The sequence below is a fragment of the Bacillus sp. FJAT-27445 genome (genome assembly GCF_001510665.1).
GTDB lineage: Bacteria > Bacillota > Bacilli > Bacillales > Cytobacillaceae > Bacillus_D.
Window position 1 is genome coordinate 249880 of record NZ_LMTI01000003.1, and the last position, 20284, is coordinate 270163.

General features: G+C 46.7%; 23 protein-coding genes. 21 read left to right on the forward strand and 2 right to left on the reverse strand.

Going from position 1 to position 20284, the window contains the following annotated elements; all coding sequences use genetic code 11:
- Window positions 1–30 precede the first annotated feature (30 nt).
- The 3 genes from AR337_RS09720 to AR337_RS09730 all read left to right on the forward strand — a co-directional run bounded on the left by AR337_RS09720 (window position 31) and on the right by AR337_RS09730 (window position 2840).
- Window positions 31–240, forward strand: a complete 210-nt coding sequence (locus tag AR337_RS09720) for a hypothetical protein (protein WP_059171821.1) — start codon at window positions 31–33, stop codon at window positions 238–240.
- A 118-nt stretch (window positions 241–358) separates the two neighbouring features.
- Complete coding sequence (gene rpoE / locus AR337_RS09725; protein ID WP_059172223.1) at window positions 359–973, forward strand: DNA-directed RNA polymerase subunit delta; 615 nt, start codon at window positions 359–361, stop codon at window positions 971–973.
- Between the two features lie 265 nt (window positions 974–1238).
- Window positions 1239–2840, forward strand: coding sequence for a CTP synthase (locus tag AR337_RS09730; RefSeq protein WP_059171822.1), 1602 nt, complete (start codon window positions 1239–1241; stop codon window positions 2838–2840).
- A 69-nt stretch (window positions 2841–2909) separates the two neighbouring features.
- Here AR337_RS09730 and AR337_RS09735 read toward each other — a convergent pair whose 3' ends face one another.
- Window positions 2910–3443, reverse strand: a complete 534-nt coding sequence (locus AR337_RS09735) for a DUF2529 family protein (RefSeq protein ID WP_059171823.1) — start codon at window positions 3441–3443, stop codon at window positions 2910–2912.
- A 197-nt stretch (window positions 3444–3640) separates the two neighbouring features.
- Between AR337_RS09735 and AR337_RS09740 the strand changes: the two genes are divergently transcribed.
- From AR337_RS09740 to AR337_RS09775, 8 genes are all read left to right on the forward strand, one after another.
- Window positions 3641–4015 (forward strand): response regulator, encoded by a 375-nt coding sequence (locus AR337_RS09740; protein ID WP_059171824.1) that lies wholly within the window; start codon window positions 3641–3643, stop codon window positions 4013–4015.
- A gap of 252 nt (window positions 4016–4267) precedes the next feature.
- On the forward strand, window positions 4268–5125 hold the full coding sequence (locus AR337_RS09745) for a class II fructose-bisphosphate aldolase (protein ID WP_059171825.1): 858 nt from the start codon (window positions 4268–4270) through the stop codon (window positions 5123–5125).
- A 132-nt stretch (window positions 5126–5257) separates the two neighbouring features.
- A complete protein-coding gene (gene fsa, locus AR337_RS09750) occupies window positions 5258–5899 on the forward strand; it encodes a fructose-6-phosphate aldolase (RefSeq protein WP_059171826.1) in 642 nt (213 codons plus the stop codon).
- Window positions 5900–6115: 216 nt separating this feature from the next.
- Window positions 6116–7402: a UDP-N-acetylglucosamine 1-carboxyvinyltransferase gene (locus AR337_RS09755; RefSeq protein ID WP_059171827.1), complete on the forward strand. Its 1287-nt coding sequence runs from the start codon at window positions 6116–6118 to the stop codon at window positions 7400–7402.
- A 106-nt stretch (window positions 7403–7508) separates the two neighbouring features.
- Complete coding sequence (gene glpX, locus AR337_RS09760) at window positions 7509–8471, forward strand: class II fructose-bisphosphatase (protein ID WP_059171828.1); 963 nt, start codon at window positions 7509–7511, stop codon at window positions 8469–8471.
- A 318-nt stretch (window positions 8472–8789) separates the two neighbouring features.
- Complete coding sequence (gene rho / locus AR337_RS09765; RefSeq protein WP_059171829.1) at window positions 8790–10067, forward strand: transcription termination factor Rho; 1278 nt, start codon at window positions 8790–8792, stop codon at window positions 10065–10067.
- 171 nt (window positions 10068–10238) lie between these two features.
- Window positions 10239–10454, forward strand: a complete 216-nt coding sequence (gene rpmE / locus AR337_RS09770; RefSeq protein WP_059171830.1) for a 50S ribosomal protein L31 — start codon at window positions 10239–10241, stop codon at window positions 10452–10454.
- Between the two features lie 222 nt (window positions 10455–10676).
- Entirely contained in the window at window positions 10677–11297 is a 621-nt protein-coding gene (locus tag AR337_RS09775; RefSeq protein ID WP_059171831.1) for a thymidine kinase, read from the forward strand.
- 144 nt (window positions 11298–11441) lie between these two features.
- Here the strand turns inward: AR337_RS09775 and AR337_RS09780 are convergent, their stop codons facing one another.
- Entirely contained in the window at window positions 11442–12416 is a 975-nt protein-coding gene (locus tag AR337_RS09780) for a cation diffusion facilitator family transporter (RefSeq protein WP_172797533.1), read from the reverse strand.
- 337 nt (window positions 12417–12753) lie between these two features.
- Here AR337_RS09780 and prfA point away from each other — a divergent pair, with 337 nt between their 5' ends.
- From prfA to rpiB, 10 genes are all read left to right on the forward strand, one after another.
- Window positions 12754–13827 (forward strand): peptide chain release factor 1, encoded by a 1074-nt coding sequence (gene prfA / locus AR337_RS09785; RefSeq protein WP_059171832.1) that lies wholly within the window; start codon window positions 12754–12756, stop codon window positions 13825–13827.
- Window positions 13820–14680, forward strand: a complete 861-nt coding sequence (gene prmC, locus AR337_RS09790) for a peptide chain release factor N(5)-glutamine methyltransferase (RefSeq protein ID WP_059171833.1) — start codon at window positions 13820–13822, stop codon at window positions 14678–14680. The genes prfA and prmC overlap by 8 nt, the downstream gene beginning before the upstream one ends.
- A gap of 87 nt (window positions 14681–14767) precedes the next feature.
- Entirely contained in the window at window positions 14768–15085 is a 318-nt protein-coding gene (locus tag AR337_RS09795) for a general stress protein (protein ID WP_059171834.1), read from the forward strand.
- 188 nt (window positions 15086–15273) lie between these two features.
- Window positions 15274–16122, forward strand: coding sequence for a stage II sporulation protein R (gene spoIIR / locus AR337_RS09800; RefSeq protein ID WP_059171835.1), 849 nt, complete (start codon window positions 15274–15276; stop codon window positions 16120–16122).
- A gap of 177 nt (window positions 16123–16299) precedes the next feature.
- Complete coding sequence (locus AR337_RS09805) at window positions 16300–16695, forward strand: KGG domain-containing protein (RefSeq protein WP_059171836.1); 396 nt, start codon at window positions 16300–16302, stop codon at window positions 16693–16695.
- A 111-nt stretch (window positions 16696–16806) separates the two neighbouring features.
- Window positions 16807–17250 (forward strand): hypothetical protein, encoded by a 444-nt coding sequence (locus tag AR337_RS09810; protein ID WP_059171837.1) that lies wholly within the window; start codon window positions 16807–16809, stop codon window positions 17248–17250.
- 177 nt (window positions 17251–17427) lie between these two features.
- The gene (locus AR337_RS09815; RefSeq protein ID WP_059171838.1) at window positions 17428–18483 is read left to right on the forward strand and encodes an L-threonylcarbamoyladenylate synthase; all 1056 of its coding nucleotides are present in this window, start codon (window positions 17428–17430) and stop codon (window positions 18481–18483) included.
- Window positions 18484–18616: 133 nt separating this feature from the next.
- The gene (locus AR337_RS09820) at window positions 18617–19171 is read left to right on the forward strand and encodes a manganese efflux pump (protein WP_059171839.1); all 555 of its coding nucleotides are present in this window, start codon (window positions 18617–18619) and stop codon (window positions 19169–19171) included.
- 135 nt (window positions 19172–19306) lie between these two features.
- On the forward strand, window positions 19307–19762 hold the full coding sequence (locus AR337_RS09825) for a low molecular weight protein arginine phosphatase (RefSeq protein ID WP_059171840.1): 456 nt from the start codon (window positions 19307–19309) through the stop codon (window positions 19760–19762).
- A gap of 35 nt (window positions 19763–19797) precedes the next feature.
- Window positions 19798–20244, forward strand: a complete 447-nt coding sequence (gene rpiB, locus AR337_RS09830; protein ID WP_059171841.1) for a ribose 5-phosphate isomerase B — start codon at window positions 19798–19800, stop codon at window positions 20242–20244.
- Window positions 20245–20284 lie beyond the last annotated feature (40 nt).

Below are 20284 nucleotides of genomic sequence, written 5' to 3' on the forward strand. Positions count from 1 at the left end.
TAATATTGGCATACAACCGGAGAATGGCTGGTGATAAAAGTGAAACTGAAATATGTCGTCTTGCTTCTCATAATCATAGCCTGGCCACTCTACTACCTATACCAACGCCAGCTGGGAGCAATTTCATTCCTATTGCTTGCCATTCTCTTCCTTTATCTCACTGTCAAGGAAGTTTCCAAGGAAAAGGACCGGAAAACGGGAGGAAAAGGGAGAGGAAATGGGACCGGACCGGCAAATTAAGATTGTGCTAAATTAGAACTGGCTAAAACGGGAAGAATTTGTTTATAATGAAGAATATGCATTTTGGAAGAATCTCTTCCTGGACCTGGTGGTTCAAATGAGAAAGGAAGTGCCGACGTTGAGTTTAGAACAATACTCAAAAGAACAGTTAAAGGAAATGTCTTTGATTGAAATGGCTTATGAACTGCTGAAAAGCAAGAAACAGCAAGTGCCCTTCAAGGAGCTGTTAGATGAAATTGCTGCGACAGCAAATATTTCAGCAAATGAAATCAAGACAAGACTTGCGCAATTTTATACCGATTTGAATATAGATGGGCGTTTTATCAGCCTTGGTGAAAACAAATGGGGCCTTCGCGTCTGGTTTCCAGTCGATACAGTCGAAGAAGAGCAGGTTGTCGCCGTCAAGCCGAAGAAAAAGAAGGCGAAGAAAGTCATTGACGAGCTTGAAGATTATGAGGAGCTTGAAGAAGAGCTCGAATACGATGAACTTGATGAATTAGAAGACGATGTCCTTGACGATGAAGAAGAATCATTTGATGATATCGATGAGGTGGAAGACTTCGAGGAAGAAGAAGAGGATTTTGATATTGTTGAAGATGAGGCCCTTGATGAAGACCTCGAGGAGGATTTAGACGAGGAGCTGGATGAAGATCTAGACGAGGATCTTGAGGAAAGCCTCGAGCAATTAGAGGAAGAAGAACTTGCAGAGGATGAGGAAGAAGAGGACCTTTAGTTGCTTGACAATCCGATTCACTGCCTGTACAATCATTTTTGGGCTCCTTAAATAAGGACGGACACAATATGCTATCAAGCGCTCCCTTGCTATTTAAGCAGGATGGGCGCTTTTTTATTTTATTTTTCGACTATGGGATCCATCGCAGTGCACTGTTACAATTCCCCTTAGTATGAATCAGCCGCTTGCCGCCGTATTTTTTTTTTCGCGAAAAAGCAGTAAACAAACCAGGATTGCACAAACTGTATTAGAGGGGGACTTTATAATGACAAAGTATATTTTTGTAACGGGCGGGGTAGTTTCTTCGCTTGGAAAAGGGATTGTTGCAGCCTCCCTTGGCCGTCTGTTGAAGAACAGGGGCTTGGATGTGTTCATTCAAAAATTTGATCCGTACATCAACGTCGATCCAGGGACGATGAGCCCGTATCAGCACGGGGAAGTATATGTCACTGGGGATGGGGCTGAAACCGATCTTGACCTTGGCCACTACGAGCGTTTCATCGACATTAATTTGACGAAAAACAGCAACGTAACGACCGGGAAGATTTATTCGACTGTCCTTAAAAAGGAACGCCGCGGCGACTACCTTGGGGGAACTGTACAGGTTATCCCGCATATCACCAATGAAATTAAGGAACGTGTATTCCGTGCGGGGCACGAAACGAATGCCGATGTAGTCATAACGGAAATCGGCGGAACAGTCGGCGATATCGAGTCGCTGCCATTTCTGGAAGCGATACGCCAAATCAAGAGCGATATTGGCCACGAAAACGTCCTGTACATCCACTGCACACTAATCCCGTACATTAAGGTAGCTGGCGAAATGAAAACGAAGCCGACCCAGCACAGTGTAAAGGAATTGCGCAGCCTTGGCATCCAGCCGAATGTCATTGTGGTTCGGACCGAAATGCCTGTAGCGCAGGATATGAAGGATAAAATCGCTCTTTTCTGTGATATTAACAAAGAGGCCGTGATTGAGTGCCGCGATGCCGAAACGCTTTACTCTGTACCGCTTGCTTTGCAGGAACAGCATTTGGACCAAATTGTTTGTGATCATTTAAAGCTGCAATGCACAGAAGCGGATATGACAGAGTGGATCGCCCTGGTTGAAAAGGTAACCCACCTTTCCGCGAAAACATCGATTGCGCTTGTCGGAAAGTATGTTGAGCTCCAGGATGCCTATATTTCGGTCGTTGAAGCATTAAAGCATGCAGGTTATGCGTATGATGCCGATATCGACATCAAATGGGTCAATGCTGAAGAGGTTACAGAAGAGAATGTCGGTGAACTTCTAGGCGATGTGAACGGAATCCTCGTTCCTGGCGGTTTTGGGGACAGGGGAATTGAGGGTAAAATTACCGCCATCAAATATGCCCGTGAACAAAAGGTTCCATTTTTCGGAATATGCCTTGGCATGCAGCTAGCAACAATCGAGTATGCCAGGAATGTCCTTGGCTTGAAGGATGCGCATTCCGCTGAAATTGATCCGGGTACATCCAACCCGATCATTGACCTTCTGCCTGAGCAGAAAGATGTGGAAGACCTCGGCGGAACGCTTCGCCTCGGCTTATATCCGTGCAAGCTTGTTGAAGGAACTAAAGTATTTGAAGCTTATGGTGAAAAGGTCGTGTACGAGCGCCACCGCCACCGATATGAGTTCAACAACCATTACCGCCATGATATGGAAAAGGCAGGTTTTGTATTTTCCGGGACAAGCCCGGATGGCCGCTTAATCGAGACGATTGAGGTCGAGGGCCATCCATGGTTTGTTGCCTCGCAGTTCCATCCGGAATTCCTTTCAAGGCCGACTCGCCCGCAGCCTTTGTTCCGCGAGTTCATCCATGCGTCATTAGACCATCAAAATTAAAATATCAGAGCCGGCCCTGATCAATAGGGCCGGCTCTTTCGTTTTAACTATGGCACTTGCATTTTTCTATTAATCCTCATATTCCGCGAGAATCTCGTCTATCGTAAACTTAATTCCGTAATACACGAATAATGCGGCAAGAGGAGCGGGAAATCCATAACGACCGCCTGATTCGTCAGGAAGAAGCCCCTTTTTAAGCAAAAGTGAGATATGAACATCAGCGAGGCCTTCAAGAGACTCCCCGCTTTCACCGTCGGCAGCTGCCGATATGCCAGCAAATGGGATGCCCTCTTTTTTCAACAGCTTTGCGGCGTTAATTGCTTCACAATCCATGGAATAACGGGCTACAACCATAGCCCGGTCAGCGGGAGTGAACTCTCCTGTTTCCTTTCCATCCCACTTAACGGCGGAAACTAATGGCTCTGTACCAAGCGTAGCCTCAAGCCCGATTGCCTCCATTTCTTTTACACCGAAAATGAAAATCCTTCCATTACCTGCTGCCGCCTGGGCCAAAAGGCGTGCGGCATCTTCAAAATTCTCTTCCTGTTTATCCTGTATCCTGCCAAACAGCCCGGCAAGCTGCGTAGAAAACATTTTAAGCATGGCCGCCTCCACTTTGTGTTCATTATTTCTTTCATTATAGACAAATTTAGGCACGATGCAAAAATTGTCGTAAAATCAGGCAGAGAAAATTGCAGGAATTTACAAAGAAAAGGAGAACTAGTTCAAAAGGAATAACCGTGGCGAAAGAGCATGGGAATGAAAAGAAAATTAGCTGGTAGAATCGGGGCGATTGTTAAATGAAAGGGAAAATATTGATTGTTGACGACCAATTTGGTATCCGTATCCTGCTCAATGAAGTATTCCAAAAGGAAGGCTATTCGACATTCCAGGCTGCAAATGGCATCCAGGCACTTGATATAGTAAAGAAGCATTCACCTGATCTCGTTCTGTTGGATATGAAGATCCCCGGAATGGATGGAATTGAAATCCTTAAAAGGATGAAAATTATTGATCCTGAGATCAGGGTCATCATTATGACGGCTTACGGGGAACTAGATATGATCCAGGAAGCGAAGGACCTAGGGGCCCTGACGCATTTTGCAAAACCTTTTGATATTGATGATATCCGCAATGCCGTTAAAATGTACGCCGGCAGGAGCCAGGGAGTGTAAAATCTCCATCCTTTCTAGTTTTGCTTGCCATCGATTGGGTAAAGAGGAAGTGGCTGCGCTTTCATTATGGCAGATTGCCGAATTCTGACTGAATGATGGAATTTTCGGGGCTGGTTTGATATGATAACTAATGAAATTGGCTGGCGAGGCTTTTCGCAACCGGCCAAAAATCGTTACATAATCGGCCATGCGGAGGGGAACCTTATTGAAGGAGCCCTGTAAGGGAAACGGCCAATATAAGGAGGAAGTTCAATGCCTTTAGTTTCCATGACTGAAATGCTGAAAAAAGCAAATGCGGAAGGATACGCTGTTGGGCAGTTCAACCTGAATAACCTAGAATTCACACAGGCAATCCTTTTGGCTGCTGAGGAAGAGAAGTCCCCAGTCATCCTTGGGGTATCCGAAGGGGCAGGGCGTTATATCGGCGGATTCAAAACCGTTGTTAAAATTGTAGAGGGCCTAATGGAGGATTACAATATTACTGTTCCGGTTGCGATCCACCTTGACCATGGATCAAGCTTTGAAAAATGCAAAGAAGCAATCGAGGCGGGCTTTACTTCTGTCATGATCGATGCCTCCCATGGCTCATTCGAGGACAATGTGGCAACAACTTCCAAAGTGGTTGAATATGCCCACTCAAAAGGTGTTTCCGTCGAAGCCGAACTTGGCATTGTTGGCGGACAGGAAGACGATGTGGTGGCAGACGGCGTTATTTATGCCGACCCTAAGGAATGCGAAGAACTGGTAAAACGGACTGGAATCGATTGCTTAGCTCCAGCACTTGGATCTGTTCACGGGCCATATAAAGGCGAACCGAACCTAGGATTCAAGGAAATGGAGGAAATTGGCAGAATGACGGGCGTGCCTTTGGTACTGCACGGCGGAACTGGCATTCCAACAAAGGACATCCAAAAATCCATTTCACTTGGAACGGCTAAAATAAATGTGAATACCGAAAATCAAATCGCATCTGCAAAGGTTGTCCGTGAAGTTCTGGCCGCTAAGCCGAACGAATACGACCCGCGTAAATATTTGGGGCCGGCTCGGGATGCGATTAAAGAAACGGTTATCGGCAAAATGCGTGAATTTGGTTCATCAGGCAAAGCCTAATGGAATCAATGGCCATAACCTGCCATCAATAGCGGCGGCCAAATAACGATTGATGGAACCGCCCCTGGACCAGAGGGCGGTTTCAATTCATTTATCATCTGCGTGAAAAATTGGAACATCAGGAGGTCAACAATGAAGTTTTTTATTGATACAGCCAATATGGATGAAATCCGTGAAGCATATGCGCTTGGACTCTTATCAGGGGTAACGACGAATCCGTCCCTTGTCGCAAAAGAAAAGGGAGTATCCTTTGAAGACCGTCTGAAGGAAATTACCGCTCTTGTCCCGGGGTCGGTCAGTGCGGAAGTTATTGCCCTGGATGCGGAAGGCATGATCAAAGAGGGGTTGGAATTGGCTAAGATCGCCCCGAATATTACGATTAAAGTGCCGATGACGCCAGAAGGCCTTAAGGCTGTCCATGCTTTTTCACAAAAAGGCATTAAAACGAACGTAACGCTTATTTTTAATGCAAACCAAGCTTTGCTGGCTGCACGTGCCGGAGCCAGCTATGTTTCCCCTTTCCTGGGAAGGCTCGATGATATCGGCCAAAACGGCCTGGATCTCATTTCCACCATTGCTGAAATCTTTGATGTTCATGGCTTGGAAACTGAAATCATTGCCGCATCAATCAGGCACCCGATGCATGTAACCGAAGCGGCATTAAGGGGCGCACATATCGCGACGATCCCTTATAAAGTCCTTTTGCAGTTATTTAATCACCCGCTTACCGACAAAGGAATCGAGGCATTCCTTAAAGACTGGAATTCCCGCTAAAAGCAGAATTCCCGAGTGCCTGTTTGGCTTTGCCTAACTATTTTTGAACTTTTTTAGTTATCGATACATGAAAAGGGAATTTTCGTGTAAACTAGAGGATAAGACAAACTGCCGGAATGTGACACATGATAATGGAAAATAATACCTTTAACTTCGGCCGACAGCAAAGCTATCGGCCGATAAAGCTATGATCGATGGCTAGAAAAGGAGTCGGAAATGGAAAAGCTAAAAATCGCCGGCGGTTACCCACTCAAAGGGACTGTCCGGGTAAGTGGTGCCAAAAACAGTGCTGTCGCATTGATCCCTGCCACAATACTTGCAGATTCCCCTGTTACAATTGAGGGGCTTCCCGATATTTCTGATGTTGAAATCCTAAAGGGGCTGCTTGAAGAAATCGGCGGAAAGGTTCAGTTGTCTGATAATGAAATGACGGTTGATCCTTCGGCCATGATTTCTATGCCGCTGCCGAATGGGAAAGTGAAGAAGCTCCGGGCCTCTTATTATCTGATGGGAGCTATGCTGGGAAGGTTCAAAAAAGCCGTCATAGGGCTTCCGGGTGGATGCCACCTTGGGCCAAGGCCTATCGACCAGCATATAAAAGGATTTGAGGCACTTGGAGCAAGCATAACTAATGAACAGGGTGCGATTTATCTCCGGGCCGATGAATTAAGGGGAGCAAGAATTTATCTCGACGTTGTCAGCGTCGGAGCAACGATCAATATCATGCTTGCGGCCGTTCGCGCAAAAGGGCGGACAGTTATTGAAAACGCTGCCAAGGAGCCGGAAATCATTGATGTGGCCACATTGCTTACCAATATGGGTGCACGGATTAAGGGTGCTGGAACGGATGTAATCCGTATTGACGGTGTTGAAAGCCTCCACGGTTGCCGCCACACCATTATTCCAGACCGAATTGAAGCGGGAACGTATATCATTCTTGGAGCGGCTATGGGGGAAGGTGTGCTCGTCGACAATGTCATCCCCCTTCATCTTGAGTCGCTGATTGCAAAGCTAAGTGAAATGGGTGTGTACGTCGAAGCGGGCGATGACCAGATTTTTGTAAGGAGCAGGGACAAGCTGAAAGCCGTCGATATTAAAACACTTGTCTACCCTGGATTTCCTACTGACCTGCAGCAGCCGTTCACATCCCTTTTGACAAGGGCTGAAGGCTCAAGTATGGTAACGGATACAATATACGGAGCTCGTTTCAAACACATCGATGAGCTTCGGCGTATGAATGCCAGCATTAAAGTTGAGGGCCGTTCAGCAATCATTTCCGGCCCTGTCCAGCTTCAAGGGGCGAAGGTCAAAGCGAGCGACCTCCGGGCAGGCGCCGCCCTTGTCATCGCGGGACTAATGGCCGAAGGAATTACAGAAGTGACGGGCCTTGAGCATATCGACAGGGGTTACAGCAATCTTGTTGAAAAGCTGAACGGCCTGGGAGCAACTATCTGGCGTGAAGCAATGACCGAAGAGGAAGTTGAACAGCTGAAAAATACGTAATACTTCAGGAAGGCGCCAGCCACGCCAGGCAGCGCCTTTTAAAGTTGCCTTTTGCTTGAACGAGGATTTAAGGGAGAGAACTAAACCAACAATGGGGGAAAAACCGATGGAAAGAAGCTTAACGATGGAACTGGTCCGGGTAACGGAGGGAGCGGCATTGGCTTCCGCCCGCTGGATGGGCCGCGGGAAAAAGGATGAAGCAGATGATGCGGCTACCTCGGCTATGCGGGATGTATTTGATACGGTACCGATGAAGGGCACTGTTGTAATCGGCGAAGGGGAAATGGATGAAGCTCCTATGCTGTATATCGGGGAAAAGCTTGGAACCGGTTATGGACCAAGAGTGGATGTCGCGGTTGACCCTCTAGAAGGGACGAACATTGTTGCCTCCGGCGGCTGGAATGCGCTGGCGGTATTGGCCGTTGCCGATCATGGGAATCTGCTCCATGCTCCGGATATGTATATGGATAAAATAGCGGTCGGTCCTGAAGCGGTAGGCCAAATTGATATTAACGCCTCTGTCCTCGACAATCTTAAGGCAGTTGCGCGGGCAAAAAACAAGGACATTGAAGATGTAGTAGCGACGGTCCTGCACCGTGAGCGCCATGCTGGTATCATCACCGAGCTTCGTGAAGCAGGCGCAAGGATCAAGCTTATCAATGATGGTGATGTGGCAGGGGCCATTAATACAGCGTTCGATTTTACGGGTGTTGATATATTGTTTGGTTCGGGAGGCGCCCCGGAAGGAGTGCTCGCAGCTGTAGCATTGAAATGTCTTGGCGGAGAGTTAATCGGAAAGCTTGTTCCGCAAAATGATGCTGAAGTTGAACGCTGCATAAAAATGGGCCTTGATGTTAATAAAGTACTCCGGATGGAAGATCTTGTACGCGGAGATGACGCGATATTCGCTGCCACTGGAGTTACGGATGGCGAACTATTGAAGGGTGTTCAATTCAAAGGCGCATATGGATCCACGCATTCCGTGGTTATGCGTGCAAAATCGGGGACAGTCCGCTTTATCGAAGGCCGCCATAGCCTCCATAAAAAACCAAACCTTGTTATGAGGTAGTCAAAAAAAATCCGGGCCGGTTTCGTTTGGCCCGGACCCCCTTAGGGGAGGAACGGACCAAATTATTAAAAAACATGGTTATTTTTTAAAATAACGGGTAAAATAGAAATTGTTTTGTAAGCATCTGCTAATCTTCCAATTAAACTTCCAGAACCCTTCATGAGCAATGATATCCCTCTCTGCAGGAAACATGGCATTCAGATAGTTTTTATATGGATAGGCTTGCCTGTTTTTCGACCGTTTTCATTTAATAAAAACGAGTGCATCCCATAGGATGCAGCAAAGAGAAGAACCAAATAAATAAAGCGTGGTGTCCAAATGGAATTAACAATTACTAGCCTCGAAAATATGAAGCTAAAGGAACTGTACGAGTTGGCCAGGGAATATAAGGTCTCCTACTACAGTAAACTGACAAAAAAAGAACTCATTTTCTCAATTTTAAAAGCTCGTGCCGAACAGCAGGGTTACTTTTTCATGGAAGGTGTCCTTGAAATTATCCAATCGGAAGGCTTTGGTTTCCTGCGCCCAATCAACTATTCTCCAAGCTCAGAGGATATTTATATTTCCGCATCGCAAATCCGCCGCTTTGACTTAAGGAATGGTGATAAGGTTTCAGGGAAAGTTAGGCCTCCTAAGGAGAGCGAGCGTTATTATGGCTTGCTCCATGTAGAGGCTGTCAACGGGGAAAACCCCGAGTCCGCAAAGGAACGGGTCCACTTCCCGGCTTTAACAGCCCTTTATCCGGATAGGCAAATCAAACTGGAAACGACTCCAAAACATATTTCCACAAGAATCATGGATGTCATTGCTCCAGTCGGTTTCGGCCAGCGCGGGCTGATTGTCGCGCCTCCAAAAGCAGGAAAAACGATGCTGTTAAAGGAAATCGCCAACAGTATCACAGCCAACCATCCGGATGCCGAGCTAATTGTCCTGTTAATCGACGAGCGCCCGGAGGAAGTGACTGATATCGAGCGATCAGTAGCAGGGGATGTCGTCAGCTCAACCTTTGATGAAGTGCCTGAGAACCATATCAAGGTTGCCGAGCTTGTTCTCGAACGGGCGATGCGCCTTGTCGAGCATAAGAAGGATGTCATTATCCTGATGGATAGTATTACAAGGCTTGCAAGGGCCTATAACCTTGTCATCCCGCCAAGCGGGCGAACATTATCCGGGGGCATTGACCCTGCGGCCTTCCACCGCCCGAAGCGATTCTTTGGCGCGGCAAGAAATATCGAAGAAGGCGGCAGCCTGACCATTTTGGCTACAGCCCTAGTTGATACGGGGTCTCGTATGGACGATGTTATCTATGAGGAATTTAAGGGAACAGGCAACATGGAACTTCACCTTGACCGCTCCCTTGCGGAAAGAAGGATTTTCCCTGCTCTCGATATTCGCCGTTCCGGTACGAGGAAGGAAGAGCTTCTTTTACCGAAAGACCAGCTTGACAAGCTTTGGGCGATCAGGAAATCCATGTCCGACAGCCCCGACTTTGCGGAGCGCTTCCTGAAAAAGCTAAAGCAAACAAAGTCGAACGAGGAATTTTTCACCCAGGTTGGCGAGGAAATGAAGGGCAGCACAGCTAGGAAACAACAGTAAGCAAACTGTTGATTACTGGCAAATCAAACTTATTTTCTTGAAAATCCCATCTTGCAAAACCGTGATGGGCTTGCTATAATAATAACAGTGTTTTTTTACCACTTGGGGCTAAATGCACCCGGGTCTATAACTCTGTTTCGAAATGATTCAGGGCGGAAGGAGATGAAAAGAATGAAGGCAGGAATTCATCCAAATTATAAAACAGTAATGGTGACTTGCGCTTGCGGCAACCAGTTTGAAACCGGATCAGTGAAAAACGAAATTCGCGTTGAAACTTGCTCCGAGTGCCATCCATTCTATACAGGTCGTCAAAAATTTGCTGAAGCTGGCGGTCGTGTTGATCGTTTCAACAAAAAATACGGCATTAAGCAAGAGCAACAGCAATAATCGAAAACTGTTCAAAAAACAGGCAAGAATCAACATCGCTTGCCTGTTTTTTTTACTTTTTCTATCAAGAAAAATATCGAAATTTGCCAAAAAGAATGATTTCAGCCCGACCGTAAGGGTATAGCTAACAGTAGCAGGGGCGCTTTTTGCCAGTTGACGTGTGAAAAACGATTGAATATACATAATAATTAACAGGGTATGCAGGGAAGGAGAGGCAGCAGTATGTACGTAATGAAACAAAGCGGCTGGGTTGAGGTTATTTGTGGCAGCATGTTCTCGGGGAAGTCAGAGGAATTGATTCGGAGAGTCCGCCGCGCCCAATTCGCCAAGCAGAAGATTGCTGTTTTCAAGCCGAAAATTGATAATCGGTACAGCGAGGAGTCCGTTGTTTCCCACAATGGTTCTTCCTTTATTGCGATGCCAATCTCACATTCCACTGAAATTTTTGACCATGTCGACGTTGAGGTCGATGTTATTGCTATAGATGAAGTCCAATTCTTTGATAATGAAGTGGTGAATGTTATCCAGCACTTGGCTAACAGTGGCTTCCGGGTAATTGCTGCCGGGCTTGACCAGGACTTTCGAGGGGAGCCGTTTGGCAAGATGCCCCAACTGATGGCGGTTGCTGAGCTCGTTACCAAGCTTCAGGCTGTCTGCGCCGTATGCGGGTCTCCTGCGAGCAGGACTCAGCGTCTGATTGATGGCAGACCTGCATCCTACGATGACCCGATTATCCTCGTGGGAGCTTCTGAGGCGTATGAGCCGCGCTGCAGGCACCATCACGAAGTCCCGAATTCCATGTCTAATGCAGACGAGGCTGTTTATAAAACACGTGCGTTATAACCTAAAGAGGCTGTCCGTTACGGACAAGCCTCTTTTTTACAGTGTAAGCTGAATTTTTCTTGTAAGTATTGAAAGCAACGTAAAGACCAATTTTCCGTTCAGGGACTGTTTTTCAAAAACCGCTACTGTACCTGGAATTCAGGGCTAGTCCTCAACAGACGGTTTCCAATCGGTGATACCATCAGTCTCCAAAATGCCAATGGTGACATCGCTGATATCAGGGTCGGCAAGAAGCAGATCCCTTACCCTGAATTTAATATCATCGGCAACTGCAAGGCTTAATCCCTTTCTTAATTCAATATAACCTTCAACATGGTATTGGCGTCCTTCCTGGATAATCCGCAATTTTTTAATGTCATCGACATCCGGATCTGAAAAAATAATCGACACGATCCTGTCCTCAATCACTTTTGGGGCTGCGACCCCAATTAGGCCAATTGTATTTTCAAATCCGATTTTAATGGCAATCCCCAAAAGCATAAATCCGATTAAAAGCGTGCCGACACCGTCGAGAAAGAATAGGCCAGTAAACTTTGCAAGCACAATGGCAATGAGGGCAATGGCAGCACCAGCAGTCGCAATAATATCTTCGTAAAAAACGAGCCTTGTCGGCGGAGAAGCGAGTTTAACGTTTTTAAACGCCGCGGGGACTATTGCAAGCCCTTTTGCGCTGTTTCTTGTTTCGTGGACAATTTCCCTCATCGCTTTGACGAGCACTGCTCCGTCCAGGCCAACCGCTGCAAGGAGAATCACTACATTTAGCAAAACTCTTTCAGGTTCCTTTGGATGTTGAATCAATTCCCAGCCTTTTAAAACTGTTTCATACGACATAATGGAAATGACAATAACGGCTACAAGCACGAACAGGTTGATAACACGCCCAAATCCAGTCGGAAACCTGCGTGTTGGCGATTTTTCCGCAAGTGCGCTTCCAATGAAAACAAATGCCTGATTTGTAGCATCAGCCACGGAATGTAAGGTGGTCGCAAACATCGTCCCGCTTCCGCTGATGAAGGCAGCAATTCCTTTAATCAAAGCAAGCACTGTATTGGCGAGTGCTGCAATCCCGGAGGATTTATTACCTTTTTTTAAAAGTGCAACAAAGGTCACCAGACTCATCCTTTCCTGTTCCGTTTGTATAAAAAAGTACCCGCCTCCTTTGGATTTAACCCTTTTTTATACAAAAAGAAGGGAATTCCATGGCCGAGGAATTCCCCTTTCGAGGGAAACAGTTGAGGCTTCATGATTAACAGCGGCTTTGACGGAGATTTCCCGCTATATTATAATAGAGTGAAACTTTCATCAGGAAGGCTTTATATGCCTGCTGATGGTTATCTGAACCAATCGGGCCTTTCTGCATTGAATCTCCCTCCTGCTTTCAATACGGGGTGAGAATCTTCTGACCATAAAGAGTAGGATAAAACCGATATGGACTTTAAAACTGAGGTGAATGCTTGTGTTTGATCGTCTCCAGGCTGTTGAGGATCGCTATGAAAAGCTGAATGAGCTTTTGAGCGACCCAGCCATTATAAATGATTCAAAGAAGCTCCGCGAATATTCCAAGGAGCAGTCAGATATACAGGAAACTGTCCAGGTTTACCGCGAATACAAAGAAGCGAAAGCCCAGCTCCAGGATGCGAAGGCGATGTTGGATGATAAGCTGGATGCAGAGATGCGCGAAATGGTGAAAGAGGAAGTGAACGAGCTTTCCGAGCAGGTTGAGGAATATGAAGAAAGGCTAAAGCTTCTGCTTATCCCGAAGGACCCGAATGATGACAAAAACGTTATCTTTGAAATCCGCGGGGCAGCAGGAGGCGATGAAGCGGCGCTTTTCGCTGGAGACCTTTACCGGATGTACAGCCGTTATGCTGAATCCCAGGGCTGGAAGACTGAGGTTATGGATGCAAACCCAACCGGACTAGGCGGTTTCAAGGAAATCATCTTCATGATCAATGGAACCGGTGCTTATTCCAAACTGAAATTTGAAAACGGGGCGCATCGTGTCCAGCGTGTACCTGAAACAGAATCAGGCGGGAGAATCCATACATCAACCGCAACTGTCGCATGCCTTCCTGAAGCGGAGGAAGTGGAAGTTGAAATTCATGACAAGGATATCCGCTTCGACACGTTCGCATCCAGCGGCGCGGGTGGACAATCCGTTAACACGACTATGTCAGCCGTCCGGCTTACCCATATTCCTACTGGAATAACTGTTTCAATGCAGGATGAAAAGTCCCAGCATAAAAACAGGGATAAGGCGATGAAAATTCTCCGTGCCCGCGTGTATGACAAGTTCCAGCAGGAGGCGCAGGCTGAGTATGATCAGGTGCGTAAATCCGCGGTTGGGACCGGCGACCGTTCCGAGCGGATCCGTACGTACAATTTCCCTCAAAACCGGGTTACAGATCACCGAATTGGCCTCACCATCCAGAAGCTTGACCAGATTCTTGAAGGCAAGCTTGGTGAAATCATCGATGCATTGATCATGGAAGACCAGTCCGCAAAGCTGGAACGTGCTTCTAATGAGTAAGAAGGTATATGAAGCCCTGAACTGGGCTTCTTCTTTTTTAAAGGAAGCTGGGCGCGAGGAATTTGCCGGGGAAGTTTTAGTAAGGCATATCTTGGGAATAGACCGGACGCAATTGTTTCTAATGATGAGGGATGAATTAAACCCTCGCCAGCTCGAGCAATTTGAAAAAGCGGTTCGGCAGCATGCCTTAGGAAAGCCAGTTCAGTATATCATTGGCCAGGAAGAGTTTTACGGCAGGCCGTTTATAGTTAACGAAGAAGTTCTGATCCCGCGCCCCGAAACGGAAGAGCTTGTCGAGGGAGCGCTTAAACGGATTAGTTCATTGTTTGGCAAAGCGGAAGGGCTGCGGCTTGCGGACATCGGGACCGGGAGCGGTGCTATAGCCATTTCGATGAAACTTGAGGAGCCAAGGCTTGCTGTGGCAGCCACCGATATCGCTGAAGGATCTTTAGCGGTTGCAGAGGAAAACGCCCGCCGCCTTGGTGCGGAGGTGGAGTTTGTCCATGGCGACCTCCTCAAGCCTTTTATAGACGCTGAAACGAAGTTCGATATTATTTTATCCAACCCACCCTATATTCCTGATGGCGACAGGGCGTGGATGTCGGATATCGTAACAGATCATGAGCCGCACCGGGCCCTTTTTGCGGGCAGTGATGGGCTGGATTTTTATAAAAGGTTCATGGAGGAATTGCCAGCTGTCCTGAACCGTCGGGCGCTAGTTGGATTTGAAATTGGCTCCGGCCAGGGAGAGGCTGTTGGTTTCCTATGTAAAAAAGCCTTTCCGTCTGCCAAAGTTGAAGTTGTCAGTGATATAAATGGGAAGGACCGAATGGTGTTTATTGAACGAACGTAAATATTAAATTTAGATAAATGTGTTTAACAGTGCTTGCGGCTGGGTAAATAAAGAAGTCGGCACTATTAGTCACAGGGGGAAGACAAAATGGACAATGCCATTGTCGGCATATTTGATAGTATCCAAAGGCTTGAGGACGCCATAGTAGACCTTAGAAATAAAGGCTACCGGTCGGAGGATATGACACTCGTTATAAAAGAGGAAACAAGTATTGAGGGAGAAATCGACATTCCTGTTATCCAAGTAACAGACAGCCACTTGCTGTGGGATATCATACAGGAATACGTGGACCACGACGATATGGATTTTGCCACGCTTACCCAAATAAAATCAACCGTTTTAAATGATGGGAAATACGTCCTTTTAAAGGAGCGAAGCCGTGTACATGCGGTGTCGCATATATAAAAACTATCATTGTTTAACTCGGCAAATCGCCGGGTTTTTTGTGTTTGTCTGGAACCCGCATTCAATCCATGATGTGAAATGTCCTGCAAATAACTCGGGTTTTTAACCTAATTTAACAAAAAGCATCCTGCTAGTTTATGATTCTCCCATTTTGGCGACACTGTTGATAGTGAAGGACGGTGGGGGAAATGAAACATAAAGTAATCGTTTGGCTGTATTTGGTGGTATTATCAATTGGAACTATAGTGAATTTATATGCTCCGCAAATAAAAGCCTCCGGCAAAGAGGAAATTATTATCCCGGGCGAGGCTATCCGGTTAAGGATTCTCGCAAATAGCGACAGAGCTAAGGACCAGGAATTAAAGCGCAAGGTGCGCGACGAAGTTAACGTAAAGATTACGGAGTGGGTTGAAGATTTGACGAGCCTGGAAGAAGCCAGGGGTGTCATAAAGGGCCATCTTCCTGAAATTCAGGCCGTTGTCAGGAAAGTACTTGATGAAAATGGGTCATCCCAGGCTGCCAAGACTGAATTCGGAACCGTGAAATTTCCTACAAAACTGTATGGACAGTTCCTCTATCCTGCCGGTGAATATGAGGCAATCTTGATTACCCTTGGTGAAGGGAAGGGGGCGAATTGGTGGTGCGTATTGTACCCGCCGCTTTGTTTCCTCGATTTTTCAAGCGGGACAGCTGTGAGGTCGCCGGGATTTGAAGATGGAAATGGCAAGGCGCCTTCAAGAACTGAACCGGCTGAAAAACATGCTGATGAAAAGCACGCATTGAGTCCTGTTGAAAAAACTGCTCCTGGTGAACCAGCTGAAACGGTTAGTCCTCTAACCAGTTCAGGCCTGGTTGAAGGGAATGGCGCGAAAAAACTTGGTAAACCGGCAGGCGGACTTGGCGAAGAGGGGGCCAAGGATTATGAAAGCAAACAGGATTCCTTGAACCAAAGCCCTAAGGTTTACACTCCAGAGGATGAACAGCCAGTTAAAGTGAAATTTTTTGTCGTCGAGCTTTGGAAAAAAATAATCGATTAAGGGTCCGAATATAGGACTCTTTTTTGTGTAGAAAAATTTACCATTATCGGGTTCTTCTTCCGTCAATTTTTCTATGCGATTACAAGTAGCTAACAAAAGTGAAATAAGAGTTTTTAAGCGGCGATAGCGGATAAAAAGGGGGTGTGCACCAACAATCTTCGAAGGAGTGATCTTACGATGGCTAAAAACAATAACAACGGAAAGATGTCTAGAGAAGAAGCGGGACGCATGGGTGGAGAAGCGACAAGCAGGAAGCACGATAAGGATTTCTACCAGGAAATCGGCCGTAAAGGCGGGGAAGCAACAGCAAATTCCCGCGACAAGGATTTCTACCAGGAAATTGGCCGCAAAGGCGGGGAAGCCACAGCTGAATCACATGACAAGGATTTCTATCAAGAAATCGGTAAAAAGGGCGGAGAGGCAACTGCTGATTCGCGTGGCAAGGAATTCTATCAGGAAATCGGCCGTAAAGGCGGAGAAGCAACCAGTCAAAACCACGATCGCGGATTCTATGAAGAAATCGGCGAAAAAGGTGGAAAAGCCCGCTGGGAAAAAAATAACAACAATAAGTAATGCTGCTTAGATTAGAGAGGATGCCCAAACGCCTGGGCATCCTTTTCAAGTTCTATTCTCCTCTACTCCTACATAATCATAGAGTAGATTACTAGAACAGGGGTGGGAGTAATGGAATTGACAGTAAGAATTGGCGAGAGAGCCGATTTTGATAGGATTGTTGGATTTTTGGAAAAAGCGGGGCTCGGAACCGCCGGCATCGATGAGGAATCGACAAGGTTTTTTCTCATTGCCGAGGATGGGGCGGGGATAAAGGCGAGCCTTGGAATTGAACAGTTTGGAAAGTCGGGAATGCTTCGTTCACTCGCTCTATCACCGGGAATAGGAGAGCATGAGTTGCTCCTGCTTTTTGGGCAAATGCTATTATTCGCAAAAGAAGAAGGAATGAAATCTGTCTACCTAGCAACCAATAAACGAAGTGCTATTCCTTTTCTTGAAATAGCGGGATTCAGCATGATTGTCAAGAATGAACTTCCTGTGGAATTTTTCAACTCGGCACATGTAATGGACATACTAAATGTGGACAACTCGGTCTTTATGAAGTTCTCCTTCTAAATTGTGGATATATCCACAAAGTTATCCACCGTTTTAATAGGGTTATCCACAAATTGTGGATAATGCCTTGTGTTTACCATTCGCTTCTTTTATACTTTCAAGGAAAAAGAAACCGAAACTGCACTGCTGTCCCATATTTTGAGACAGATAGCATAAATGGATAAAGGTGAAGAATAAATGGAAACGAAATGTTGGATAGTGGATAATTCTGTGGAAAAGTTAAAAAATAATCCACAAATCAAACAGGCTGCGAAGCTTTTAATCGAAAATGAAGTAGTAGCGTTTCCCACTGAAACTGTATATGGTTTAGGTGGCAATGCTGGAAGTGATGTAGCTGTCGGGAAAATATTTTTGGCGAAAGGCCGTCCATCCGATAATCCGCTCATCATCCATATCGCTGAAAAATCTCAGATGTACAGTTTTATAGAGGAAGTTCCCGAGGTAGCGGAACATTTAATGCGGGCGTTTTGGCCCGGACCATTGACACTTGTTTTAAAAAAGAAAAAAGCAGCCCTTTCAGAAAAAGCAACAGCGGGGCTTGAAACAGTCGGAGTGAGAATGCCTGATCATCCGGTTGCGCTTGCAATTTTGAAGGAGTGCGGGCTGCCGATCGCCGCCCCAAGCGCGAACAGCTCGGGAAAGCCAAGTCCCACTACAGCGGGGCATGTCGCTGAAGATTTGAGCGGAAAAATTGCTGGAATTGTGGATGGCGGGCCTACTGGGGTTGGCTTGGAATCGACCGTACTGGATTGTACTAGCGGGATTCCCACCATCCTAAGGCCTGGTGGAATTACGAAAGAACAATTGGAAGCAGTGATTGGACAAGTCGAGGTCGACCCTGCACTTTCCAGCGGAGAAGCGAAGCCAAAAGCGCCTGGCATGAAATACCGCCATTACGCCCCGGAGGCACCGCTTTATTTAGTTGGCGGCAGTCAGGGCTTCCTCCAGCAGCTTGCATCCAAACAGATGGAGGAAGGAAAACGGGTCGGGGTATTGGCGACGGAGGAGAGTGCAAGCTTCTATAAAGCGAATGTTGTTCTTGCCTGTGGAAGGCGGGACAATCTCGACACGGTAGCTGCCTCCCTTTACGATACGCTCCGTTCATTTAATGAGCACAAAACAGATGTCATCCTAAGTGAAATGTTTTCCGAGGAAGGTGTCGGCCATGCCGTTATGAACCGTCTGATGAAGGCGGCGGCGAATAAGGTTATTCTTGAGCCAAAAAGGAAATAAACCTCGGCCTTGTTTCGGATGAAACTTTCCCTTAAAAATAGCCGATACCATTTGGCCTCAATCCATTATCCCATTCTTCTAAACAGGGCTGGACGTGCATATGATGAACTAGCATGTCCGGGGGGCGGTTACGATGTCTATGCTGGTGGGAGAATTGGCAACGCTGCTTTTGATGGCGTTTGCGCTAGGGATGGATGCATTTTCGGTAGGCTTGGGAATGGGAATGTACAGGCTTAGGTTAAGGCAGATTTTTAAAATAGGTATTACAATTGGCATTTTCCACGTGTGGATGCCATTGGTCGGGATGATTGCAGGTAGGCTCCTTTCTGAGCAGTTTGGAGCATTCGCTTCTTTAATAGGCGGCCTTCTGCTTGTCTTGCTCGGAATCCAGATGATTTGGGCAGGACTTAAAAAGGATCAGGAAAGTATCATTACACCAATCGGCTTCGGGCTTATGTTATTCGCCTTAAGTGTGAGCCTGGATAGTTTTTCGGTCGGGCTGACGCTAGGCATCTATGGAGCAAGGACGATGGCGGCCATTCTCTGTTTCGGAATCGCGGCAACGGTACTGACATGGGCAGGGCTTCTGGCGGGAAGGAAAGTTCAAGGCTGGCTCGGATCGTACAGCGAGTCGCTTGGCGGCGTGATTTTATTGGCATTCGGCCTTAAACTGCTGCTGCCATTGTGATAATAGCGGAAACGGCTCTGTACAAGGGCCGTTTTTTATTATGGAGCGAGAATTGTGATGGGTTTACGGAGCTGGAATTGGCAGATTGGAAAATGGGGGTTAAGGGCTATATAATGAAGGAAAGGAGGCACGCACATGCAACGCGTTTTGTTTGTTTGTACGGGCAACACATGCAGGAGCCCGATGGCCGAAGCAATTTTAAAAAGCAAAAGGCTTCCTGGCATTGAAGCAAGGTCGGCCGGGGTATTTGCTGTTAATGGAGCGGCTGCTTCCCAGCATTCAATCCAGGTGATGGATGAGAACCGGATTAGCCATTCCCATCAATCGAGAGTTCTTGGCGGGGAAGATATTGCATGGGCAACGGTCATTCTTGTGATGACCCTTTCGCATAAACAGGCGATTCTATCCCGGTTTCCGGAGGCCTCTAGTAAAACATATACGTTGAAAGAGTTTGCCGGTGAGGTTGGGTTTCCGGATGTCAGCGACCCTTTTGGGGGAAATGCCGACGTCTACCGGAAGACCTTTTCGGAGCTTGAACGACTTATCGAAAAGGCTGCCAAAAACCTCATTGAAAAAGAAAAAAGGGAATAATGAAACAATAGCTTTTACATTAGGAGGAAACACACATGAAAGTCGCACTAGCATCAGATCATGGCGGAATCCAAATCCGCAAGGAAATTGCAGCATTACTAGATGAAATGAAAATTGAATACGAGGACTTCGGATGTGAATGCGATACATCCGTCGATTATCCGGATTATGCTTTGCCTGTTGCCGAAAAGGTGGCTGCCGGTGAATTTGACAGGGGCATCCTAATTTGCGGAACGGGGATTGGTATGAGCATTGCCGCAAATAAAGTAAAGGGAATCCGCTGCGCGCTTGTCCATGATTCGTTTAGTGCCAAAGCGACTAGGGAGCATAATGACTCGAACATGCTTGCAATGGGAGAACGTGTCATTGGACCGGGGCTGGCAAGAGAAATCGCGGAAATATGGCTATCGACCGAGTTTACCGGAGGACGCCATTCTGGCCGAATCGGCAAAATAAAGGAGTACGAGGAAAAGCATCTATAGGGGAACGTTGTCTGTTATCCTGTTTTCCCGAGGGGGGACA